The sequence below is a fragment of the Leifsonia poae genome (assembly GCF_020009625.1).
Lineage (GTDB): Bacteria > Actinomycetota > Actinomycetes > Actinomycetales > Microbacteriaceae > Leifsonia > Leifsonia poae_A.
Genome location: NZ_JAIHLP010000002.1, coordinates 1,881,591 through 1,902,340 on the forward strand (window position 1 = coordinate 1,881,591; position 20,750 = coordinate 1,902,340).

The 20,750-nt window shown below is 68.3% G+C and carries 23 protein-coding genes and 1 pseudogene; 9 read left to right on the forward strand and 15 right to left on the reverse strand.

From position 1 onward, the window contains the following. Positions 1 to 69: 69 nt before the first annotated feature. Positions 70 to 873: an IclR family transcriptional regulator gene (locus K5L49_RS09645; RefSeq protein WP_223692302.1), complete on the forward strand. Its 804-nt coding sequence runs from the start codon at positions 70 to 72 to the stop codon at positions 871 to 873. Here the strand turns inward: K5L49_RS09645 and K5L49_RS09650 are convergent. From K5L49_RS09650 to K5L49_RS09675, 6 genes and pseudogenes are all read right to left on the reverse strand, one after another. Beyond that, complete coding sequence (locus K5L49_RS09650) at positions 867 to 1,541, reverse strand: SDR family NAD(P)-dependent oxidoreductase (protein WP_223692304.1); 675 nt, start codon at positions 1,539 to 1,541, stop codon at positions 867 to 869. The two genes, K5L49_RS09645 and K5L49_RS09650, sit on opposite strands and share 7 nt — an antisense overlap. Continuing rightward, positions 1,538 to 2,059, reverse strand: coding sequence for a zinc-binding dehydrogenase (locus tag K5L49_RS09655; protein ID WP_223692306.1), 522 nt, complete (start codon positions 2,057 to 2,059; stop codon positions 1,538 to 1,540). The genes K5L49_RS09650 and K5L49_RS09655 overlap by 4 nt, the downstream gene beginning before the upstream one ends. Positions 2,060 to 2,214: 155 nt before the next feature. Then, positions 2,215 to 2,535 (reverse strand): annotated as a pseudogene (locus K5L49_RS20075) (alcohol dehydrogenase catalytic domain-containing protein); the annotation flags it as partial. Between the two features lie 34 nt (positions 2,536 to 2,569). Then, positions 2,570 to 3,430, reverse strand: coding sequence for a fumarylacetoacetate hydrolase family protein (locus K5L49_RS09665; protein WP_223692308.1), 861 nt, complete (start codon positions 3,428 to 3,430; stop codon positions 2,570 to 2,572). Continuing rightward, on the reverse strand, positions 3,427 to 4,359 hold the full coding sequence (locus tag K5L49_RS09670; RefSeq protein ID WP_223692309.1) for an SMP-30/gluconolactonase/LRE family protein: 933 nt from the start codon (positions 4,357 to 4,359) through the stop codon (positions 3,427 to 3,429). The genes K5L49_RS09665 and K5L49_RS09670 overlap by 4 nt, the downstream gene beginning before the upstream one ends. Next, complete coding sequence (locus tag K5L49_RS09675; RefSeq protein WP_223692311.1) at positions 4,356 to 4,721, reverse strand: helix-turn-helix domain-containing protein; 366 nt, start codon at positions 4,719 to 4,721, stop codon at positions 4,356 to 4,358. Before K5L49_RS09675 ends, K5L49_RS09670 begins: the two co-directional genes overlap by 4 nt. A gap of 98 nt (positions 4,722 to 4,819) precedes the next feature. Between K5L49_RS09675 and K5L49_RS09680 the strand changes: the two genes are divergently transcribed. Next, entirely contained in the window at positions 4,820 to 7,630 is a 2,811-nt protein-coding gene (locus K5L49_RS09680) for an FAD-binding and (Fe-S)-binding domain-containing protein (protein ID WP_223692313.1), read from the forward strand. 59 nt (positions 7,631 to 7,689) lie between these two features. Here K5L49_RS09680 and K5L49_RS09685 read toward each other — a convergent pair whose 3' ends face one another. The 4 genes from K5L49_RS09685 to K5L49_RS09700 are packed head-to-tail and all read right to left on the reverse strand — an operon-like array spanning position 7,690 to position 11,358. Continuing rightward, entirely contained in the window at positions 7,690 to 8,700 is a 1,011-nt protein-coding gene (locus K5L49_RS09685) for an aldo/keto reductase (protein WP_223692314.1), read from the reverse strand. A 59-nt stretch (positions 8,701 to 8,759) separates the two neighbouring features. Continuing rightward, complete coding sequence (locus tag K5L49_RS09690) at positions 8,760 to 9,533, reverse strand: amino acid ABC transporter ATP-binding protein (protein WP_223692315.1); 774 nt, start codon at positions 9,531 to 9,533, stop codon at positions 8,760 to 8,762. Beyond that, a complete protein-coding gene (locus K5L49_RS09695; protein ID WP_223692317.1) occupies positions 9,530 to 10,462 on the reverse strand; it encodes an amino acid ABC transporter permease in 933 nt (310 codons plus the stop codon). The genes K5L49_RS09690 and K5L49_RS09695 overlap by 4 nt, the downstream gene beginning before the upstream one ends. A 2-nt stretch (positions 10,463 to 10,464) precedes the next feature. Further along, positions 10,465 to 11,358 carry an ABC transporter substrate-binding protein gene (locus K5L49_RS09700; RefSeq protein ID WP_223692318.1) on the reverse strand — a complete coding sequence of 298 codons (894 nt, stop codon included), beginning with the start codon at positions 11,356 to 11,358 and terminating at the stop codon, positions 10,465 to 10,467. A 117-nt stretch (positions 11,359 to 11,475) separates the two neighbouring features. Between K5L49_RS09700 and K5L49_RS09705 the strand changes: the two genes are divergently transcribed. Beyond that, positions 11,476 to 12,012: a MarR family winged helix-turn-helix transcriptional regulator gene (locus K5L49_RS09705; RefSeq protein ID WP_223692320.1), complete on the forward strand. Its 537-nt coding sequence runs from the start codon at positions 11,476 to 11,478 to the stop codon at positions 12,010 to 12,012. Positions 12,013 to 12,102: 90 nt separating this feature from the next. Here the strand turns inward: K5L49_RS09705 and K5L49_RS09710 are convergent, their stop codons facing one another. The 3 genes from K5L49_RS09710 to K5L49_RS09720 form a co-directional block, all read right to left on the reverse strand. Further along, the gene (locus tag K5L49_RS09710) at positions 12,103 to 13,653 is read right to left on the reverse strand and encodes a carboxylesterase/lipase family protein (protein ID WP_223692322.1); all 1,551 of its coding nucleotides are present in this window, start codon (positions 13,651 to 13,653) and stop codon (positions 12,103 to 12,105) included. Between the two features lie 19 nt (positions 13,654 to 13,672). Next, positions 13,673 to 14,347: a GAP family protein gene (locus K5L49_RS09715; protein WP_223692324.1), complete on the reverse strand. Its 675-nt coding sequence runs from the start codon at positions 14,345 to 14,347 to the stop codon at positions 13,673 to 13,675. A 241-nt stretch (positions 14,348 to 14,588) separates the two neighbouring features. Further along, positions 14,589 to 15,023, reverse strand: coding sequence for a tautomerase family protein (locus K5L49_RS09720; protein ID WP_223692326.1), 435 nt, complete (start codon positions 15,021 to 15,023; stop codon positions 14,589 to 14,591). 87 nt (positions 15,024 to 15,110) lie between these two features. On the opposite strand from K5L49_RS09720, the gene K5L49_RS09725 reads away from it, so the two are divergent. Then, complete coding sequence (locus tag K5L49_RS09725; RefSeq protein WP_223692327.1) at positions 15,111 to 15,674, forward strand: TetR/AcrR family transcriptional regulator; 564 nt, start codon at positions 15,111 to 15,113, stop codon at positions 15,672 to 15,674. Positions 15,675 to 15,807: 133 nt separating this feature from the next. Here the strand turns inward: K5L49_RS09725 and K5L49_RS09730 are convergent, their stop codons facing one another. Continuing rightward, positions 15,808 to 16,026, reverse strand: coding sequence for a hypothetical protein (locus K5L49_RS09730; protein WP_223692329.1), 219 nt, complete (start codon positions 16,024 to 16,026; stop codon positions 15,808 to 15,810). Positions 16,027 to 16,205: 179 nt separating this feature from the next. Then, a complete protein-coding gene (locus K5L49_RS09735) occupies positions 16,206 to 16,598 on the reverse strand; it encodes a winged helix-turn-helix transcriptional regulator (RefSeq protein WP_223692331.1) in 393 nt (130 codons plus the stop codon). A 76-nt stretch (positions 16,599 to 16,674) separates the two neighbouring features. Between K5L49_RS09735 and K5L49_RS09740 the strand changes: the two genes are divergently transcribed. From K5L49_RS09740 to K5L49_RS09760, 5 genes are all read left to right on the forward strand, one after another. Further along, positions 16,675 to 17,322 carry an NAD(P)-dependent oxidoreductase gene (locus K5L49_RS09740; RefSeq protein ID WP_223692333.1) on the forward strand — a complete coding sequence of 216 codons (648 nt, stop codon included), beginning with the start codon at positions 16,675 to 16,677 and terminating at the stop codon, positions 17,320 to 17,322. A gap of 369 nt (positions 17,323 to 17,691) precedes the next feature. Continuing rightward, positions 17,692 to 17,961 carry an SdpI family protein gene (locus K5L49_RS09745; RefSeq protein ID WP_223692334.1) on the forward strand — a complete coding sequence of 90 codons (270 nt, stop codon included), beginning with the start codon at positions 17,692 to 17,694 and terminating at the stop codon, positions 17,959 to 17,961. A 133-nt stretch (positions 17,962 to 18,094) separates the two neighbouring features. After that, the gene (locus K5L49_RS09750; RefSeq protein ID WP_223692336.1) at positions 18,095 to 19,465 is read left to right on the forward strand and encodes a ferredoxin reductase family protein; all 1,371 of its coding nucleotides are present in this window, start codon (positions 18,095 to 18,097) and stop codon (positions 19,463 to 19,465) included. Beyond that, positions 19,462 to 19,974, forward strand: coding sequence for an FMN-binding protein (locus K5L49_RS09755; protein ID WP_223692338.1), 513 nt, complete (start codon positions 19,462 to 19,464; stop codon positions 19,972 to 19,974). The genes K5L49_RS09750 and K5L49_RS09755 overlap by 4 nt, the downstream gene beginning before the upstream one ends. Further along, entirely contained in the window at positions 19,971 to 20,738 is a 768-nt protein-coding gene (locus K5L49_RS09760; protein ID WP_223692340.1) for an FAD:protein FMN transferase, read from the forward strand. The genes K5L49_RS09755 and K5L49_RS09760 overlap by 4 nt, the downstream gene beginning before the upstream one ends. Positions 20,739 to 20,750 lie beyond the last annotated feature (12 nt).

Genomic DNA, 20,750 nt, shown 5'->3' on the forward strand with positions numbered 1-20,750 from the left:
GATCCCGATTATCGGAATATCGATCCGATAGAATGGACTCGATCGTCGCGCTCGACAGGAGGTGCTCGCATGGCATCGAATCCACACCCCGCCACCGTCGAGACCGGCACGAAGCGCCTGGTCGGCTCCGACCGCGTGCTCGCCGTCCTCGTCGCCCTCGCCGAAAGACCCGAGGGGGCGACGCTCGACCAACTCACCCAGGCGGTGGACAGCCCGAAATCGACCGTGCATCGGGCGCTCGCCTCGCTTCGCCGCGCCAACTTCGCGGCCCAGCTCGGCCGCGGGCTGTACGTGGTCGGCGACGAGTTCGTACGGCTGGCGTTGGAGAACCAGGCCGCCCGCCCCGAGCGGCTCGCGATCGAGCCCGTCCTCCGGCGGCTCAGCGAACGGTTCGACGAGACGGCGCACTACGCCGTGCTCGACGGAACCGAGGTCGTCTACCGCGCGAAGGTCGACCCCGCCTCGGGTTCGGTGCGGCTGACCTCGGTGATCGGCGGCCGCAACCCGGCGTACCGAACCGCTGTCGGCAAGCTCCTCCTCAGCCGCCTCTGCCACGACCGGGGCGAGCTGGCCGCCGTCGTGGGCCGTGGACCGTTCGCGCAACCCACCGCGAACACCATCGGCACGCTCGACGGACTGTGGCACGAACTCGAGGTCACCCGCGACCGCGGCTGGGCCTCCGACGACCAGGAGAACGAGCTGGGCATCAACTGCATCGCTGTGCCCGGCAGATTCGGCCCGGGCGGCGCCGTCTCCGGAGCCGTCAGCGTCAGCGCCCTCGCCTTCCGTCGACCGTTGAAAGATCTGATCGACACGGTCGGCGAAATCCGCACGATCGTGGACGGCCCCTCGACCGGGGCGACCGGTCAGTAGGTCGCGCGTCCACCGCTGATGTCGTAAACCGCGCCGGTCGAGAAACTCACCTTGTCAGAGGTGAGCCAGGCGATCAGCTCGGCGACTTCGGCCGCGGTGCCGACCCGCTTCATCGGGATCAGGCTGGTGATGTGCGCAAGCACTTCCGGCGAGGTGTCGTCGTTCATCGGGGTGGCGATCACGGCTGGTGCGATCGCGTTGACGAGCACGCCCGTCGTCGCGAGCTCCTTCCCGGCCGACTTCGTGAGACCGATGACCGCCGCCTTCGACGCCGAGTAGATCGACAGGTTCGGGTTGCCGTCTTTGCCAGCCATGCTCGCGATGTTGACCACCCGCCCCCATCCCCGTTCGACCATCCCGGGCACGAAGGCTCGCATCATCGCGACCGTGCCGACGACGTTGACGTCGAGAACGGTGCGCCACTGCTCGGAGGTCGTCGACACCAGCGGTGTGTTCGGCCCGACGATCCCCGCCGAGTTCACGAGGATGTCGACGGCTCCGATCCGGGCGGCGGCCTCAGCGACGGCCCGGTCGTCGGTGATGTCGAGGACGACATCGCAGTCGCCACCGAGATCGACACGGACGACGTCGACGCCGTCTTCGCGGAGTCGGGTGGCGGTCGCGGCGCCGAGGCCGCTCGCTGCGCCGGTGATGAGTGCACGTGTCATGGGTTTCCTCCAGAGCTTCGGATGTCGATGTGGAACTTGGGCCCCGGCCCGGCATGCGCGGGTCGCTGCCCCGCAAGGATCGCGGGCACGTCGTCGAGCGACACCGTTGCCGCCACCAGCCCTCGGGGATCGACGGCGCCGGATGCGTAGGCGTCGATCGTTCCGGTCAGGCCGGGCGAGGCGCTCAGGATGCCGACGGCGGTGACATCGGCCAGAGCGAGAGCGCGCGTATCGATGAGACTCGGGCTGCCCGCGAGCCCGACGAGCACGATCCGTCGCCCCGGCTCGACCAGCTCGACGGCGCGCCTGGGCAGCTCCGGGGCGTTCGATGCGTCGATCACCGCATCCCACGGCAGCTCGGGCAGCTCGGGCAGCTCCGCATCCGACCACGCGTTCGCGAAGCCGAGCGACCGGGCGAATGACAGGGAGCGCTCGCTGCGCCCGAGGAGGTGCACCTCGGCACCGCGGGCACGGGCGAACATCGCAGCGAGCAGTCCGATGGTTCCGGCCCCGAACACGAGCACGCGCTCGCCCGGGCCGTCGCGGCGGCCTCGGCCGCCCGGAAGGCGTTCCCGCCGGGTTCGACTAGAGCCCCCGCAGCGTCGTCGACGGAGTCGGGGAGCGCGTGCAGCGAAGTCGCCGGCACCGCCACCTGTTCGGCGAGCGCTCCCGGCCGGCCGTCGCGCACCCCGAGCTCGCCACGGAAGGCGCACACATGCTGGTACCCACGGAGGCACCGACGGCACACTCCACAGCCGAGCATGGTGTCCCCGGTGACGCGGCGGCCGAGCCAGGCGGGGTCGACGCCGTCGCCGACCTCGGCGACCGTCCCCATCCATTCGTGACCGATCCGCACCGGGTAGGTCGTGACGCCATCATGGAGGTACTGCATCTCGCCGGTGAAGAGCTCCACATCGGTGCCGCAGACCCCGGCGCGGTGAACGTCGACGACCACATCGCCGGGGGCGGCGACCGGGCGCTCCACCTCCCGCACCTCCGCGTGCCCGGGCCGGTGACGACGAGTGCTCTCATCGCGGTGGGATGACTGTCTGACGCTGGGTTCCCAGGCCGTCGATCTCCAGGGTCATCACGTCGCCGGCCTGCAGCCAGATCTCGGGGCGGAAGCCCATCCCGACTCCGGGCGGAGTGCCGGTGTTGATGAGGTCGCCGGGTTCGAGGACCATGAACTGGCTGATGTAGTGCACGATGAAGTACGGGTCGAAAACCATCGTGGAGGTCGAGCCGGTCTGTCGGCGCACGCCGTTGACGTCGAGGCGCATCCCGAGTTCCTGCACATCGCCGACCTCATCCTGCGTGACCAGCCAGGGGCCGGCCGGGTTGAACGTCTCCGCTGACTTGCCCTTGAGCCACTGGCCGCCGCGCTCGATCTGGAAGGCGCGCTCGGAGACGTCGTTGACGAGCGTCCAGCCGGCGATGTGGTCGCGCGCCTGCTCGACCGAGTCGAGGTAGCTGGTGCGCTTTCCGATGACGATGCCCAGCTCGACCTCCCAATCGAGCTTCGTCGCGCCGCGCGGGATTCGCACGTCGTCGTTCGGTCCCACGATGGTGTTCGGCGATTTGGTGAAGAGGATGGGCTCGGTGGGAACGGCCTGCCCGGTCTCCTTCGCGTGGTCGCTGTAGTTCAGCCCGACGCAGATGATCTGGTGGGGGCGTGCGATGGGAGCGCCGATCCGTTGACCGGCGAGCGGGATCCGCGGCCCGGAGGCGACACGATCCGCCACGATGGGCGCGATGCGCTCCAGACCGCCGGACCCGAAGAAGCTCTCATCGAAGTCGTCGACGATGTCGGAGAGGTCGACAAAGTGCGCCTCGCCGGCGAGGGCCGCGGGAGCCTCCTGGCCGAACCGGCCGATACGGAGCAGTTTCATGCTGGACCTTTCGTGGGGTGTTGTCTCGGTGAGGCGGGCGTACCCGACCAGAGGGCGACCGGCGCGCCGCTGACTCCCGGCCGGAGGGTGAAGAGGCGACCCGAGTGAGGGTCGTCGCGCAGTTGCTCGGACGTGAGATCTTCTCGAGCCGTCGTGATGACGAGAGTGCCGAGGTCCGCCCCGGCGAAAGCGACCGAGGAGGTGTGCGGAGCCGGCACGTCGACCCGGCCGACGATCTCGCCCGCCGGGGAGTAACGGAGCACCCGTCCTGCTCCCCACAGCGCGAGCCACACATGGCCGTCGGCGTCGACCGTGAGGCCGTCCGGTAATCCGTCGCCAACGGTCGCGAACACAGCGCGCTGCCCGGTCGCACCGGTCACGGGGTCGTAGTCGCGCATGTACACGAGGCGCGCGAAGGTGTCGACGTTGTACATTCGGCTGCCGTCCGGCGACCAGCCGATGCCGTTGGACAGGGTGAGGTCGTCATCGATGACGGTGACCCGGCCGTCGGCTTCGAACCTCAGGAGGGACTCGGTGCGGGCGTCGCTCTTGGTACCGGCGACCAGGAGCCCGGCCGGGTCGGGCTTGCCGTCGTTGAAACGACGATCGATCCCGGTCAGGATGCTCGGACCGGCTGTGAGGGTGCCGTCCGGCTCCCGGAAATGGAGCCGGTCCGCGCCGGCGACGACGAGCCGGCCGTCGGTGGAGACGGCGACGGCGCCTGCGACGGACGGAAAGTCGATCCGGTCGGTGATGAGCACATCGCCGCGCGCGTCGAGCCGGCCGTCGAGCACGGCGCCGTCCAGGATGTCGACCCAGAGCAGCCGCTCGCGGACCGGATCCCACACCGGCCCTTCGCCCAATTCGAACCCCGTGTCGGTCGCCGGCCGCGGGACTCCAGGGTCGAAGATGCCGCCCGGCGCCGTCATGCCGCACCCCGCATGGGCTGCGTGGTCGGCAGGTCGTCGACGAGCGCGTCGAAGACCAGCCAGGCGACCTCCTCGACGCGGGCGGACTCGAGCCGGTAGACGCGGGCCGGCCGACAGCTTCCGCTCACGCGTCGGATCTCGTAGCGGATCACCCCGATGCGCTCCAATGCGTCGAGATGACAGGCCAGACCGTTGCGGGTGCAGCCGACGTGTTCCCCGAGCTGTGACACCGTCGCCGTGCCGTGCGCCGCGAGCGCACGGAGTACATCGAGGCGGATCGTGGGGAGGCCGAGGGCGGCCGCGACCGCCGCGGGGCTCTGCGCCGCGTCGCCCGCCGGAGGGGGTTCGATGGTGTCTTCCATGACGCCGTTTCTCGTCGAGTGGTGCCGGATCCGTTGCGTTCGCTATCATAGCCGTATTCCATTTGGCAGATACAAATTTCATTTATTGGAAGAGGCCGATGACGCACTCCGACATTCTCGCTCCGACGGCCCCAACCCTGACGGATGCAATCGCCTCCGCCTGCTCCGACGTCCGCACGCGCGCCGTCGACAGGCTCGCCCGAGCACACGACGCGTCACACTACGTGCTGACGCCGCAGGCGGTCGCCATCCCCCGGGACGCCGCCGAGGTGTCGCGGGTCATGGCGGCCGCCCGCGGGCAAGGGAACCCGGTGACCTTCCGTTCGGGCGGGACGAGCTTGTCCGGCCAGGCCGGAACGGCAGGCATCCTGGTGGACACCCGCCGCCACTTCCGCCGCATCACCGTCGAGGACGACGGTCTGATGGTGCGAGCAGAGCCGGGCGCGACGGTGCGATCGGTCAATGCGCGACTCGCGCGTTTCGGCCGCAAACTCGGCCCCGACCCCGCCTCCGAGATCGCTTGCACGATCGGAGGTGTCGTCGCCAACAACTCGTCGGGGATGTCCTGCGGCACTCACGCGAACTCCTACCGGACGCTGGCATCGGCCATCCTCGTTCTTCCGTCCGGCACGGTCATCGACACGGGGTCGGCTGATGCGGCCGCGATGCTGCGCGAACGGGAACCCGCCCTCCACGACGGGCTCCTCAGGCTCCGCGACCGCATCCGAACCGACCCGGAGTCGGTCGCGACCCTACGACGCCTGCACGCGATCAAGAACACGATGGGCTACGGGCTGAACGCCTTCCTCGACCACGACGAGCCACTGCGGATCCTGGAGCATCTGGTGATCGGTTCGGAGGGGACCCTCGCGTTCGTCGCCGAGGCGAGGTTCTCCACGGTGCCCGTCCTCCCGCACGTCGCGACGGGACTGCTGATCTTCTCCGATCTCGCCGAAGCCACGGCCTCGCTCCGCACGCTCGTCGATGCCGGTTTCGCGACGATCGAGCTGATGGATGCGGCCTCCCTGCGGGTGGCGCAGCAGGACCCGGAGGCACCGGAGGTGTTGCGCGACCTCGAGGTGGACCTGCACGCGGCGTTGCTCGTCGAATTCCAGTGCGAGACTGCAGAAGAACTGGCGGAGCGACGAGCGAGGGCTCCCGGCATCTTCGCCGGGCTCCCCCTCTCCGCCCCTGGCTCCCTGACAGACGATGCGACGATCCGCCAGCGGCTCTGGCACATCCGCAAGGGGCTCTTCACGGCCGTCGCCGGCGCCCGACCGTCTGGCACGACCGCGCTCCTCGAAGACATCGCGGTGCCGGTCGACGTGCTGGGAGCCACCTGCGCCGGCCTGATCGAGCTCTTCGAGCGTCACGGCTACGGCGATGGCGTCATCTTCGGGCACGCGAAGGACGGCAACATCCACTTCCTGATCACCGAGCGCTTCGACGATCCGCGGAGCCTCATCCGCTACGAGGCGTTCACCGAAGAGATGGTCGACCTCGTCCTCGCTGCGGGCGGAACGCTGAAGGCGGAGCACGGCACCGGACGGATCATGGCCCCCTTCGTGCGCCGGCAGTACGGCGACGAGCTGTACAGCGTCATGTGGGAGGTGAAGCGGCTCGTCGACCCCGGGCTCCAACTCAACCCGGGGGTTCTGCTGACCGACGACCCCGCGGCGCACACCCGCAACCTGAAGATCGCCCCGACGGTCGAGAAGGAGGTGGACCGCTGTGTCGAATGCGGCTACTGCGAGCCGGCGTGCCCGTCACGCGACCTCACCTTCACCCCGCGCGAGAGGATCGTCGTGCGGCGCGAACTCCAAGCGGCACGCGATCGCGGAGACAACGCCCTGGCGCGCGAACTCGAGAAGGACTACGAGTACGACGGCGTCGAGACCTGCGCGGTCGACGGGATGTGCCAGACGGCGTGCCCCGTGCTCATCAACACCGGTGACCTCGTGCGGCGGTTGCGCGCTGAGACCGCGGCCGGGCCCGTCAAGGCCGGGGGAAAAACTGTCGCGAAACACTGGGATGCCGTCACCCGCGCCGGCGCCATCGCGCTCGACGCGGCGGACATCCTGCCGACCGCGCTGCCCGCGCTCGCGACCAAGCTGGGCCGCGCGGCACTCGGAACCGATGTCGTGCCTCTCTACACCGACGACCTTCCGGCGGGCGGGAAGCGCCGTCCGACCCTCACCGCGGCGAATCCCGAGGCCATCTACTTCTCGTCCTGCACCACCACCATGTTCGGCCCGGTCGGCGACGACGGGGTTGCCGAATCCTTCCTCCGACTCGCCGAGCGTGCGGGCGTCACCCTGTCGACGCCGGACGATCTCCCCTCCCTGTGCTGCGGCACACCCTGGAAATCGAAAGGTCTGACCGGCGGCTACGAGGCGATGAAAGCGAAGGTCACCGCCTCACTTCTGCGTGCGACGGAGGGCGGCCGACTGCCGGTGGTGTGCGACGCATCCTCGTGCACCGAGGGACTCGACATCCTCCTGAAGGCGGCGGGTGAGCACGGCATCCACGTGATCGACGCCGTCGCCTTCGTCGCCGAACGGATCCTCCCGCACCTCCCCGCCGGCACCCTCCTGCCATCGGTCACCCTGCACCCGACCTGCTCCTCCGCCCGGCTCGGCATCGACTCCGCCCTCCACCAGGTCGCCGCGGCTACCGCCGAGACGGTCACCGTGCCCGACGACTGGGGTTGCTGCGCCTTCGCCGGCGACCGGGGCATGCTCCACCCCGAGCTGACGGCATCGGCGACGGCTGGGGAGGCGGACGACGTCCGCGCCCTCGACTCGACCCACCATGCCTCCCTCAACCGAACCTGCGAAATCGGTATGGCCCGCGCGACCGGCAAGCCCTACCGCCACATCCTGCAACTACTGGACGAGACGCTCGGGTGACGCCCGCCGCCTGGACGCCCGTCACCGAGTGACGAGCCTCCAGACGGCGAAGAGCGGGTCTAGGCGATGAAGTCCGCCGTCAGATCGACCGCATGCTCGTAAGGAGCATCGTTCTTGTGGCCGCTCACGGCATACGGCAGCAGCAGTTCGCGGATGTGTTCCGCCCCCAGCCGGCGACGCAGGCCCAACGCGGCCACGCCGTCGTCCAGATGCTCCGGCCGGGTGGCACCGAACAGTACCGTGGAGACGGCGTCGTTCGAGAGGCAGAAGGCGAGAGCCAGCTGCGCCGCACTGCACCCGAGGCCCGCGGCCACCTCCTGGAGGTCGGGGACGAGAGCGATTATCTGCTCGCGGATATTGCCGGTGTCGATGCCGATCCTGCGCTCGGGCGCCAGTTTGCCGGCGAGGATACCGCCTTCCATCGTGTCGGACGCCATCAGCGTGATCCCGGTATCCCGGTGCAGCGTTTGGAACTCGCTCCCCTCCACCACCGCTTGGCGCGCGATGCTGTACTTGAGCTGCACGCCCTGCGGGGTGGGCAGACCGAGCCCGCTGAGGTGTTCGTAGGCGATCCGGAGCTGCTCCGGCGACCAGTCCATCCCGCCCCAGGCGCGCGCGCGGCCACTCACGACCAGATCGGCCACCTCTTCGGCGATCGCCTGCACATCCATCCCCGGCCGCGGGTGCTCGGAGAGGATCACGTCAACGTCGTTCAGCCCAAGGCGCACCAGCGTCGCGTCCAGCTGTGCCGCGAGCGAGCGCTCGGGATAGCTGGAGAACCAGGTCTTCTCCACGATGCGGTATCGCTCGCGGGGCGCCCCGACCACCTCGAGGATCCGCCCGAACAGCACCTCGGTGTGCGGCTTGTCACGGTAGTAGGCCACATCGAAGGTGTCGATCCCGAGCTCCAGGGCGTGCTGCACCAACGCGACGCCGGCCTCGAACGAGAGGCGCGAATAGGTGTTCCACGATCCGATCGAAAGGATGGACACGTCGGGTCCATCGGGGCCGAACGTGCGCCGCTGCACTGCGGCCCCCGTCGCGGGGGTGGTCTCGGTCGTCATCGTCATGTTTCTGCTCTCCTTCTGTTCTGTGGTTCTTATCGCTCTGCACCCGTGAGGGGCAGATGTCATTCCGCCAGTACCCGCACGAACGCTTGGGCCCTCGGATGTGTGGGGTTCAGCAACACCTCGTCGGGCGTTCCCGCCTCGACGATGCGGCCGCCGTCCATCAACGCCACCCGATCAGCGACATCGCGCGCGAACGCCATCTCGTGGGTGACGATCATCATGGTCATGCCGCTGTCCGCCAGCCTGCGCATCACCTCCAGCACCTCGCCGACGAGCTCGGGGTCGAGCGCGCTCGTCGGCTCGTCGAACAGCATCATCCGCGGCTTCATCGCCAGCGCGCGGGCGATCGCCACGCGCTGCTGCTGCCCACCGGAGAGCTGACTCGGGTAGGCGTCGCGCTTGTCTGCAAGACCCACCGACGCGAGAAGGTCGAGCGCCTCGGCGACGGCCGCCGCGCGCCGCCGACGCTGAACGTGCACCGGCCCTTCGATCACGTTCTCGAGCGCGGTCAGATGCGGGAACAGGTTGAACCCCTGAAACACCATGCCGAAGTTCCTCCGCTGCACCGCACGCCTCGCTTCGGAGAGCTCGGAGAAGCGGTTGCCGTCTTTGCGGTAGCCCATCAGCTCGCCGGAGAACCAGATCTCGCCGTCGTCGATCGTCTCCAGTTGGTTCACGCAGCGCAGCAGCGTGCTCTTCCCGGAGCCCGACGGCCCGATGAGGCACAACACCTCGCCTTCGGAGACCTCGAGCGAGACACCCTCCAATACCGCCAGCTCGCCGAAGGCCTTGCGCAGATCGAGGATGCGCAGCAGTGGTTCGGTCGTGGTCATTGTGCCGCCTCCGTCTTCTTGAGCTTCCAGGGGGCGACCGCCTTCTTGGTCACCCGGAAGCCGCGCCCGAAACGCCGCTCCAGGAGGTGCTGTCCGATCATCCCGATACTGGTGATCACCAGGTACCAGATGCAGGCCACGAGCAGCAACGGGATCGTCTGGTAGGTCTGCGAATAGATGAGCTGCACGGTCGTGAGCAACTCGGTGTAACCGATCACATAGACCAGCGACGTGTTCTTGAACAGGGTGATGAGCTCGTTGCCGAGCGGCGGGATGATGACCCGAACCGCTTGGGGCAGGATGATGCGGAACATCGCCTTCGTCCGTGTCATCCCGATCGCGGTCGCTGCGTCGAATTGCCCGCGAGCCACAGAGAGGATGCCGCCGCGGTAAATCTCGCCGACGTACGCGCCCTGGATAATCGTCAATCCGATGATCGCCGCACTGAACTGCGAAATGAGCTTGTTCGTGTCGAAGGCGATCAGGGTCGGTCCGAAATGCGGAACCCCGATTGCGAAGACCGGGAGCAGCGCCGCGGCGAAGAAGATGAAGAGCAGGATCACGAGGGCGGGGATCGCCCGCACGATCCAGATGTAGAGCGCTCCCACCCAGCGGAGCACAGGATTGCTCGACATCCGCAGGTAGGCGACGATGCCGCCCATCAACAGGCCGGTGACCGCGCTGATGACCGTGAGCATCGCCGTGCTCGCGAGGCCGCGCAGCACATCCGCTCGGAAGAGGTACTGACCGACCACGGCCCAGTCCCAGCGAGGGTTGCCGACGAGGAAGTCGACGAACGTGGCGGCAACGAGGGCAAAGACGATGCCGGCGATCCACCACGAGAGGTGCCTGCGCCGCACGAAGATGCGCTTCTCGGCGGAGGGCGGTCGCGAGGGCGCGACCGCCTCCGGGAGTCGTGTGTCGATCATCGTCAGAACTTCGACCCGTTGATCTCGATCTTCTTCAACGCGATCGACTCCTGCCCGTACTTCGCGAGGATCTTCTGATACGTGCCGTCATCGACCATCGACTGCATCGCCTTTTGGATCGCCTTCGTGAGGTCCTCGTCGGCCTTCGGGATGCCGACACCGTACGGCGCGAGCCACTGATAGTCCCCGGTGACCTGATAGAGCCCGGGGTTCTCTTTGACGAGGTAGTTCGCATCCGCGATGTCGTCGTAGGCGACCTCGACGCGGCCGCTGCTCAGCGCAAGGATGCTCGTCGGGCCGTCGGCGTAGGCTTGCACGTCGATCGCGGGCTTGCCTGCGGTGACGCATTTCGCCTGGTACTCGTCGATGACGGTCTGCTGATTGCTGCCTTTGACGATCGCGATCGAGTGACCGCAGAGGTCGTCCATCCCGCTCACTCCGGCCGGGTTCCCTTTTTTCACGAGCAGGACCTGACCTCCGGCCAGGATGTCGACGAAGTCGAGCGTCTCTCGTCGTTGGGCGAAGTCGCCGAGGGCGAGGCCCGCATCGAATCGGCCGGCCAGCACGCCGGGCACAACGGAGTCGCCGGCGACGCGTTCGATCTTCGCGGTCACGCCGAGTCGTCGCGCGTATTCGGCGGCGAGGTCGGGGACCAGACCGATGATCACATCGCTGCCGGACTCGGTGTACTTGAGCGGTTTGACGCTTCCGCTGTCGGCGAGCACGATGTAGCCCTTCGAGGCGATGGCTGTCGGAAGCCCGGCGACGGTCGTCGCAGCCGTTGTCTTGCCCGGCTCCGGGGTGGTGATGACGGCCTGGCAGCCGGCGAGGGATGTGGCGGCGAGCACGGCGACGGTCGCCGCCCCCACGGCGCCGATGGCGCGGGTGAACCTCATGTGAACCTCCTTGTTCGGGATGCGGTGAGAGCGACACTAGGAGAGATGGGAGAGATAGTCAAGGCATTGACTATACAAATTCACATCGGATTTGCTACTGTCGATCCGGGAGGCGCGATGACGACCGAGAAACGCGAAACCGCTGTGGATGACGTGGGGTTCTGGACCTTCGTCGACTACGCGATGACCAGCCCGCGCAACAGCGAACGGGGCATCGACACCGAAGCCGCCCGACTGTTCATCACTCTTCGCCGCTCCACCGAGCTGATGTTCTACGACCTGAGGGCGCCGGTTCGCGACGCAGGCCTGAGCGAGGCTGGCTTCTCGCTCCTTTACATCCTCGACGTCACCGGCGAGATCACGATGAAGAAGCTCGTCGAATTGAGCGGGATGAGCAAGGCATCGGTCTCCGCCGTCGTCCGTACCCTCGCCGCCGACGGCCTGGTCGAGCGGACGAAATCCGTTGCCGACGGCCGCAGCATCACCCTGTGCCTCTCCGAGATCGGCGCCGAGACCGTCGCCCGGATCTACCCTCGCTACAACGAGCGAGAACAGAGCTGGGCCGAACTGCTCAGCGAAGACGATCGCGCGCACCTGGTGCGCATCCTCGCCTCCCTGATGGACGGCGGACGCGAGGCCCTGCGACGCGCATAGCGGAGCGTCGAGTCTGCGGAACGTTCAAGCACGATGCGCGGACTGCCACCCCGGACGGGTCGGAAGGCCCGTCCGCTCAGTGGCCATGCGTCAGCGGAAGGCGAGCACCCGGTCGCCCCATCCCCCTCGAAGCTCGCGGTCGAGGTCGTCGACCACCCGGTCGGCACGGCCGACGGTGAGCGTCGCGCGGGAGCCCTCGTCGAATGCGGGCCACGGCGAACCGGGTGCGTCGGGTTCGCCGCCGTGGGCGAAGCCGGTCCAGCGGGCCCGGATTCGCTTCGACACCTCCACGCCGGCGCGGTAGCCGCCGAGCTTGAACGTCGGGTCTTTCGGAGCAGAGGTGAGGTTGCCCCAGACGTACGGAAGCTCGGTCGCGTGCGCCGCGCCGATGCCGATCAGTTTCAGCATCGGGGTCGTGAAATCGAAGCGGTAGAGATAGGTGGGCGCTACACGGCTGTGACCCTCCGCGAGCCAGACGGTCGGCATCCGGAACCCGATGTCGGTCGCGATCCCGAGGCCGAGGGTTCGGTGCCGCACCGTCTCGTAGGCGTCGAGCACCTGCTCCCGCGTCGGCGCTTCGAGGCCGGGGTTGTCGGCCCGCATGTTCTCGAACATGGTGTCGATGGCCTCGCCTTTGATCGGCATCAGCGGCGACTTCATGAACTTGAACAGGGTCGCCTCATCCTTGTTCGTGCCGATGAGGAGCGGCACGGGCAGACCGCGCCCGTTGCGTAGCGCGGTGATCGGAGCTTCGCGCAGCAGTTCGCCGTCGATGACCGGCGCGAACGCGAGGGTGCCGGGGAACTCTGATGGGATGTCCGCGTAGACGGTCATGGCCGCATCGACGATGGCCTCGACGTTCAACGTCCGCAATCGGTCGACCTCGTCGGTCGACACCCCCGCGGCAGCCAGAAACCGGTCGGCGACGGTGCGCGAGCGGTCGGTGCCGTACATGGAGGTGGCCGGGGAACTCTCGATGATCGCGCGGTGGAACAGACCGGATGCCGCATCCGTCGCGAGCAGAGCCGTCAGGATCCCGCCCCCGGCCGACTCGCCGAACACGGTCACGCGCTCGGGGTCGCCGCCGAACGCGGCGATGTTGTCGCGCACCCAGGCCAGGGCGAGCAGCACATCTCGCAGAGCCAGATTGGAGTCGAACGGTTGCTGCGGTGTCGCGTGACCGGTGAGGTCGAGGAACCCCAGCGCACCCGTGCGGTAGTTGATGGTGACCAGCACGACATCGCCGTCGGCGACGAGCGTCGTGCCATTGAAGAGCGGCTGGCTGGCCGAGCCGAACGTGTAGGCGCCGCCGTGGATCCAGACCATGACCGGCCGGGCATCCTCGGCCGGTGCGGCCGGACGCCAGACATTCAGGAACAGGCAGTCTTCATCCATCACCGTGTCTGGTCCGAGCGGAACAGCGGGATTGGGTCTCTGCGGTGAAGCCGCGCCGAATGTGACCGCGTCGAGCGGCTGCGCCCACGGCTCGGCTTCGACGGGCGCGCGCCACCGCAGTGCTCCGACCGGCGGCCGGGCGTAGCGGATTCCCTTCCAGGAGATCGCCCGACCGTCGTCCCGTCCGCGGACGACTCCCCCTCTCGTCACCACGACGGTGTCGTCGACGGCACGCGCTGCGTCCATGTGAACGCCTCCCTTTCGGCTATTTCACCAGCTGCTGGATGAGATGGCTCACTTCGATCGCGGCGAGCATCGCGAACAGCACGGTCATGATGATGGCATTGTGCTTGATCATCTCGGTCTTCAATCGCGTGAGGCCGGCCGTGATGACGCGGGATCCGGTCGCCGCGAGAAGGGTGGGGAGCAGCACCCCGAGACCGGCCACCACGGCGAAGCCGAGTGCGAGCAGGATCACTGTCGAGATCGCGAGATCGTGTGCGCCGATCAGGGCGCCCGCCTTCAGCTCCAGCGGGATGTTCTTACTGTTGGTGACCGCCATCAGCGCGCCCAGACCTGCCGCCTTGGCGGGGGAGAGAGTGTCGACGGCCGCCAGCCAGCCGGGCGTCTTCGCCTCCGCGCCGTCGCGGGGTCGGCTGAGCCAGCTGAGCACGGCCAGAACCGTGAAACCGGCGCCGAGAGCTGCGGTGAGGATCAGCACGATCGCGTCGTCGCCGGAGGAGTGTCCTGCGCCCGCCGAGGAGGTGCTCAGGGCGGCGATCACGGTGAAGACGAAGCCGATCAGGGTGAAGGCCACCGAGTAGGCGACGCCGTTCATGCGCCCGCGCTTCGACAGCAGGATGGCCACGATCGCGACGATGGGCAACGGACTGACAATGATTCCGACGAACAGCGGAACCAGCTGTGCAAGCGCACCCACGATCGAACCCTTCGGTCTGCGACCCACCGGGTCACCCGACGGTATTCAAAGTCGGGTTCCGGAGACGCATCCCGGTACGGCTGACACGACAGACCGTCGGCGCACGCACCCGTCACGCGCGGGCCGAGTTGCCGCAAAACGTCGTTCTGGGGCCCGAATCAGCCTCGAGAACGACGTTTTGCGACCGCTCGGGGTCGAGAACCTCCGCGGCGGGCGGCGGCGGCGGTCGAGAGGGCGCGCCTTAGCCGCGGGCGGCGGCGGCCTGCGCCAGGGCGGTGAACTCTTCCACGCCGAAAGCGGTGCCCGCGAGACCCCAGCCGCCCTCGGCCGCCTCGGTGAGGATGACCCAGGTGCGCGACGCCTGGCTCTCGTCTCCACTGAGTCGGGCGATGATGCCGGTCGCCTCGCGCACGATCTGCTTCTGTCCTTCGCGGTCGAGCGAACCGGGCGGGGTGACGATCTGCACCCTCACCGTGCGGGACGACGGCGTGTTCGCGGTGGACACGGCCGTGGCGGGCAGACGGTGGATGAACGCGGCCGTGTTGTCGAGATGGAACGGTCCCGGCGTGGCGACGCCTTCGGCTCGCAGAACGGCGTGGGTGAGCTCGCGGCCGAGCTCGTGGTCGGCGTCCACCGGGAAGAGGTCGTCGGGTGCGTACACATCGATCATGGGCATGGGATGCTCCTCAGAGAAATTATGATGATATGCATAGACCGTAGATTATGACGTTCGTCATAGTCAAGGCCGGAGGGACGATCCGTGGTGAACGATGTGCGAACGAGAATGGTCGACGGCGCCATCCGCCTCCTTGCCACCCGCGGCCTCGCCGGCACGTCGTTCTCCGAGGTGATCGAGCTCACCGCGACACCGCGAGGCTCGATCTACCACCACTTCCCCGGTGGCAAGGATGAGCTCATCGCGGCCGCGATCGACCGCTCGACCGGCACCGCGATCGCCCTGCTCGACCAGCGGGCGGGCCGCCCGGCCGTAGAGGTGGCGCAGCTCTTCCTCGACGCCTGGCGACGGCTCCTCACCGGCACCGGATTCGAAGCGGGATGCGCGCTCGTCGCCGTCACCGTCGACACCGACTCGGCCGACCTTCGAGCCGACGTCGCGACCGCGTTCCACGCCTGGCGGGACCATCTGAAGCGCCTGCTCATAGAGGGCGGACTGCCCCTCGCCGACGCCGAAGCCCAGGCCACCCTTCTCTTGGCCGCAAGCGAGGGGGCGGTCATCCTGAGCCGCGCGACGCGCGACCTCGCCGCATTCGACGCCGTCGCCGAAACCCTGCTGACTCAGATCCGTCGCCTGACGCCGGCGCCGTAGGGCGCCCGCGCGCCGGGGTGACGCGGGCCCGTCCGAACGGTCAGCTGTCGGCGAGGCGTTCCATGATCTGCGCAGCCTGCGACAGAGTCCGACGATCGGCGGGCGAGAGGTGCTCGTCGATCGCGGCCTCGAGTCAGGCCTCGCGGATCGCCGGGATGCTCAGCCGAGCCGCTCGAAGACCCGTCCAGCTGACGCGCGCAGGGACGGGCTGCGCGCTCATCGGTGTCGCGGACGGGGCCTGGCTGGGTCCGCGCCTGCCGCGATGGGCGACGTATGCGATCTGCGCCCTGCTCTCGGGTGCACCGCCGTTCTTCGCGCTGGCCGCCTTCACCTCGCTCCCGGTCGTGCTCACGATCGCCCTGCTGTGCGATGCCGTCGGCGGTGTGCTGAATCCGATCCTGGGCGCGGTGCAGTTCGAGCGCATTCCGCCGCGGCTCCACACGCGGGTTCTCGGGGCCCTTACGGCGAGCGCCTGGATCGGCATTCCATTCGGCTCGCCCGGCGGTCACGGGACTCGCCGACTCGTGAGGGTCAGGCGCTCTGGCGGTTGTCGTACTCCGCCTGCGCCCGGCTGACCTCGCCGAAGTGGTGGATCGACCACTCTTCGAGCGCGCGGAGCGGTTCGAGCAGTGAGCGACCCCCCTCGGTCAGCCGGTATTCGACCTTGACCGGAACTTCCGGGTACACCGTTCGGGCGACCAGGCCGTCGCGCTCCAGCGCGCGCAGTGTCTGGGTGAGCATCTTTTGCGATATGCCCTCGACCTGACGGAGCAATTCGGAGAAGCGCCGGGTGCGTTCTCCCAGCGCACCCACGACCAGGACGGTCCACCGGTCGCCGACGCGATCGAGGATGCGACGCGTCGGGCAGCCGTCTTGGTAGGGATCGAGTTCGAGGCGCCCAGCGGCAGCAGAGGTGGTTACCACAAAGTGCCTTCTTCCGAAAGGAGAGTTGGTTACGTAGAGTTACCACGATACGACAGGGTGTCGACGGAAGGAAACCATGACGAAGATCACAGTGCTGGGCGGAACCGGCTACACGGGAGCGAACATCGCGCGCGAGGCGGTGTCGCGCGGACACGAGGTGACCTCATTCAGCCGCACTGCGCTGAGCGAGCCCGTCGCCGGCGTGAGCTACGAGACCGGATCCCTCCTCGACGACGCCGTTCGTCGAAGCGCCGTGCAGAATGCAGACGTCGTGCTCGGAGCGCTCTCTCCGCGCGGCGAACTCGCGGGCGCACTCGAAGACGTCTATGCACGATTCGAAGAGCTCTCGGCCGAGTCCGGCGCGAGGTTCGTGGTGATCGGCGGTTTCAGCACCCTCCGGCCGGCCGAAGGCGCACCGCGCTTCGTTCACGGCGACGGCGTCCCTGCCGAGTTCGCCGACGAGGCCCGCGAGATGACCGGCGTGCTCGAACACCTGCTCAGCGCATCCCCGACTGCTCTCGACTGGCTCTACGTGAGCCCGGCGGCGACCTATGGCTCCTATGCGCCCGGCGAAGCGACGGGCGCCTACCGCACGGGCGGCGAGGTTGCACTCTTCGACGAGGCCGGCGAATCGGCCGTCTCGGGCGCCGACTTCGCCCTCGCCGTGGTCGACGAGATCGACAAGCCCTCCCTCCGTCGCGCCCAGCTCTCCGTCGCCTATTGAGCAGCCTGCCAGAAGGCTGAGCCCACGCGCCGCCATCCTCCCCGAGAGGGCCGGGAGGGTGGCATGCGGTCATGAAATGCTCGTCCGCGGTGCTGAGGAGTCCGGCCTCAGCACCGAGCCGGGCACGATCCAGATGGGCGCTCTTCTCGCCGAGCCGTACGGCGATCGCGTACGCCTCCCGTGCCGCATCATTCTCATCCATCGTCTTCCTCTCGCGGGCAACGACCGTGCCATTGCGGGATGTCGGGGAGCCGGGCAAACTGAGCGCACCGACGCAACACCTGCGGACGACCGGCGAAGCGGAGGCACCCCCTGATCCCACTCACCGCGCTGGCGTGGGTGTTCACCGCCCTCTTGATCCTCCTGTCGGTGAGCTGTGTCGCGGCCGGCCACGGCCGGATCCCGCTCAATCACCTGGTCGGCATCCGGCTGCCCTCCCTTCTGCGCAGCGAGACGGCGTGGCGTGCGGGACACGAAGCAGCAGTGACTCCTGCGATCGTCGCATCCGCGCTCGCCCTGGTGTTCAGCGTGATCGGACTGTTCGCGCCCCTCGCCTACGTGGGCGCGATCGTCGTATTCGTCGGCGGGGTCAGCTGGGTGTTCGTGCGCGCGTCGAAGGCGGCGACTGCCGCGGGGTGACCCGCGCGGTCATCGGAAACACATCACCTTCTCGCGGCCGCCTCCCAGGCCAAATAAGAATCGCTCAAGGATTCATCCGGACGATGGGAGTACGCCGAAGGTCGGCTGAAGGTCGAACTCCGGGAGGTCGAGCATGACGACGATCGCACCACCTCGCCGGGCGAGCATGCGCCGCGTCAGTCCTCATGCGCAACGCCGTCACGCCCGGGTCGTGCGGCTGGTGCTCGCCGCCGGGCTGGTGGCCGTGATCGGCATGTGGTGGGCGAGCGTCCCGGCCGGATACGCCACGACCCCCGCCGACCTCGCGACCACCGTCGGCGAGCTCAGCGGGATGCTCGGCGGCTACCTGGTCTGCGCGCAGGTGCTGCTCATCGCGCGGGTGCCGTGGTTCGAGCGGGCCGTCGGCCTCGACAAGCTCGTGCTCTGGCATCGGGTGCTCGGCACGACGGTCCTGTTCCTGATCGTGACGCACGTGCTGTTCATGGTGATCGGCGGCGAACTGCTCGACCACAGCCTCCCCTGGACCGAGTTCGTCTCGATGCTCGGCAACTACCCCGACATGGTGACCGCCCTCATCGGCACGATCGCTTTCCTCGCCGTCGGGCTGAGCAGTGCCCGGCTGATCCGGGCCAAACTCTCCTACGAGGTCTGGTATTGGCTTCACCTCACCACCTATGCCGCGATCTTCTTGACCTTCCTGCACCAGCTCAGTGCGGGCGCGCATTTCATCGACAACCCGATCAACCGGGTGCTGTGGCTGCTGCTCTACCTCGGCACCGCATCCGCCATCCTCACCTGGCGGTTCCTCCTCCCGACGCTGAGCGCGTGGCGGCACCGGATGCGCGTGGTCGCAGTCGTGCCCGAAAACGTCGGAACCACGAGCCTCTGGTTCGCCGGAGCCCACACCGACGAGCTCGGCGTGCGGGCCGGCAACTTCCTGCTGTTCCGATTCCTGTCGTGGGGCCACCTGCTGACGGCCCACCCGTTCTCGGTCTCGCGGGTTCCGCACGACGGCACGATGCGGATCACGGTCGGCGCGGTCGGCGATCACACGCGCCGGCTGCGAGACCTGAAGAAGGGGACACTGGTCTTCGTCGAGGGCCCCTTCGGCCATTTCACAGCGGACCGCGCGAGCCGCGACCGCATCCTGCTGGTCGCCGGCGGCGCCGGGATCGGGCCGATCCGAGCCCTGGCGGAAGACCTGCTCCTGCGGGGAGCGAAACCGGTGCTGATCTATCGCGCGCACTCCGCCGACGATCTCGCCCTCCTCGCAGAGCTTCAGGGGATGCGCGGGCTCACCGTGGTCCCGGTCGTCGGGCGCCGGAGCGAGCTCGGCTACGACCCGCTGGGGCCGGAGGGCCTGCACTCCATCGTGCCGAACCTGCACGAGTGGGAGGCATTCATCTGCGGGCCGGAGGGGATGGCCGCCCGGGCGGAAGACTCCCTGCGGGAACTGACCATGCCAAAGCGATTCATCCACCGAGAAGAACTGAGCATGTCATGAACAGAATGAAGTGGCGCGGCACCGTCCTTTTCGTCGTGATCCTCACCGTGATGGGGCTGACGATCGGGCTGCGCCTCTACGGCGTCGGGCAGGTCGCGACCGGCTCCACCGCGGCGACGGCCGTTCTCCCCACCTCGTCGCCGAGCGCGACGGCGTCGGCCGCCCCGTCGGCCACCGCGTCGGCCTCCCCCTCGACCTCGGCCTCCTCGTCGTCGGCCGGGACGGCGTCCGCGTCGGCGTCGAAGACAGTGGACGGCGCCGTCGAACAGACGCCCTACGGGCCGATCCAGGTGCAGATCACCGCGAAGGGGAAGACGATCACCGCGGTGACCGTGCTCCAATCGCCGAGCGACCGGGGGCGCAGCGTCGAGATCAACGCCCAGGCCACGCCGATCCTCGCCCAAGAGGTGCTCTCCTCGCAGTCGGCGAAGATCGACACCGTCTCGGGAGCGACCTACACCTCGGAGGGCTACAGCCAATCCGTGCAGGCGGCGATCGACAAGCTATGAGAACCCTCGACACGGTCATGGGTATCCCGATGTCCATCGACATCCGCGACGACGGCGACTGGTCGGCAGCCGCGCGCGCCGCCTTCGAATCGATGCACGAGGCCGACCGCCGCTTCAGCCGCTTCCGAGCCGAGAGCGAGGTCTCGGCGGTGAACCGCGGCGACATCGTGCCGGACGAGTTCAGCGCAGACCTGCGGGAGGTGCTCGACATCGGCCGCGCCATCGAAGCCGCCTCCGCCGAGGCCTTCACGCTGCGCGCACCCGACGGCACCCTCGACACCGACGGCATCGTCAAAGGATGGGCCGCGGCGCGAGCGGCCGCTGCGCTCCGCCGAGCGGGGATCCGCACGTTCTGCCTCAACGCCGGCGGCGATGTCGCCGTCGCAGGCACGCCGGATGGTTCCCCCTGGAACATCGGCATCCGCTCCCCCTCCGACGCCCACCGCATGCTCGCCGTTCTGAGCGTCACCGACGGCGCGATCGCCACCTCCGGGGCGTACGAGAGGGGCGCCCACATCATCGACGGCCGGACGGGTATGCCTGCAACCGCATATGCGAGTGTGACCGTCATCGCCGACGACCTGACTGTGGCGGATGCGCTGGCGACCGCTGTCTTCGCCCTCGGCTCGGACGGGGTCGGCTGGGCGCTCGGCCAAGGGGCACGGGGTGTGCTGGCCCTGAACAGCGACGGTGAGCTCGTCGGTGCGGGCGAACTCCCCTTCGCCCACAGCCTGACCGACGGGAGACATCCCGTTTCGCCCTGATGCGAAGGATGC

What these genes read in the sequence shown, in the direction of transcription:
- K5L49_RS09645 (WP_223692302.1), top strand. Translation starts at nt 70, where the DNA reads ATGGCATCGAATCCACACCCCGCCACCGTCGAGACCGGCACGAAGCGC.
- K5L49_RS09650 (WP_223692304.1), bottom strand. Translation starts at nt 1,541, where the DNA reads ATGACACGTGCACTCATCACCGGCGCAGCGAGCGGCCTCGGCGCCGCG.
- K5L49_RS09665 (WP_223692308.1), bottom strand. Translation starts at nt 3,430, where the DNA reads ATGAAACTGCTCCGTATCGGCCGGTTCGGCCAGGAGGCTCCCGCGGCC.
- K5L49_RS09670 (WP_223692309.1), bottom strand. Translation starts at nt 4,359, where the DNA reads ATGACGGCGCCGGGCGGCATCTTCGACCCTGGAGTCCCGCGGCCGGCG.
- K5L49_RS09675 (WP_223692311.1), bottom strand. Translation starts at nt 4,721, where the DNA reads ATGGAAGACACCATCGAACCCCCTCCGGCGGGCGACGCGGCGCAGAGC.
- K5L49_RS09680 (WP_223692313.1), top strand. Translation starts at nt 4,820, where the DNA reads ATGACGCACTCCGACATTCTCGCTCCGACGGCCCCAACCCTGACGGAT.
- K5L49_RS09685 (WP_223692314.1), bottom strand. Translation starts at nt 8,700, where the DNA reads ATGACGATGACGACCGAGACCACCCCCGCGACGGGGGCCGCAGTGCAG.
- K5L49_RS09690 (WP_223692315.1), bottom strand. Translation starts at nt 9,533, where the DNA reads ATGACCACGACCGAACCACTGCTGCGCATCCTCGATCTGCGCAAGGCC.
- K5L49_RS09695 (WP_223692317.1), bottom strand. Translation starts at nt 10,462, where the DNA reads ATGATCGACACACGACTCCCGGAGGCGGTCGCGCCCTCGCGACCGCCC.
- K5L49_RS09700 (WP_223692318.1), bottom strand. Translation starts at nt 11,358, where the DNA reads ATGAGGTTCACCCGCGCCATCGGCGCCGTGGGGGCGGCGACCGTCGCC.
- K5L49_RS09705 (WP_223692320.1), top strand. Translation starts at nt 11,476, where the DNA reads ATGACGACCGAGAAACGCGAAACCGCTGTGGATGACGTGGGGTTCTGG.
- K5L49_RS09710 (WP_223692322.1), bottom strand. Translation starts at nt 13,653, where the DNA reads ATGGACGCAGCGCGTGCCGTCGACGACACCGTCGTGGTGACGAGAGGG.
- K5L49_RS09720 (WP_223692326.1), bottom strand. Translation starts at nt 15,023, where the DNA reads ATGCCCATGATCGATGTGTACGCACCCGACGACCTCTTCCCGGTGGAC.
- K5L49_RS09740 (WP_223692333.1), top strand. Translation starts at nt 16,675, where the DNA reads ATGACGAAGATCACAGTGCTGGGCGGAACCGGCTACACGGGAGCGAAC.
- K5L49_RS09750 (WP_223692336.1), top strand. Translation starts at nt 18,095, where the DNA reads ATGACGACGATCGCACCACCTCGCCGGGCGAGCATGCGCCGCGTCAGT.
- K5L49_RS09755 (WP_223692338.1), top strand. Translation starts at nt 19,462, where the DNA reads ATGAACAGAATGAAGTGGCGCGGCACCGTCCTTTTCGTCGTGATCCTC.
- K5L49_RS09760 (WP_223692340.1), top strand. Translation starts at nt 19,971, where the DNA reads ATGAGAACCCTCGACACGGTCATGGGTATCCCGATGTCCATCGACATC.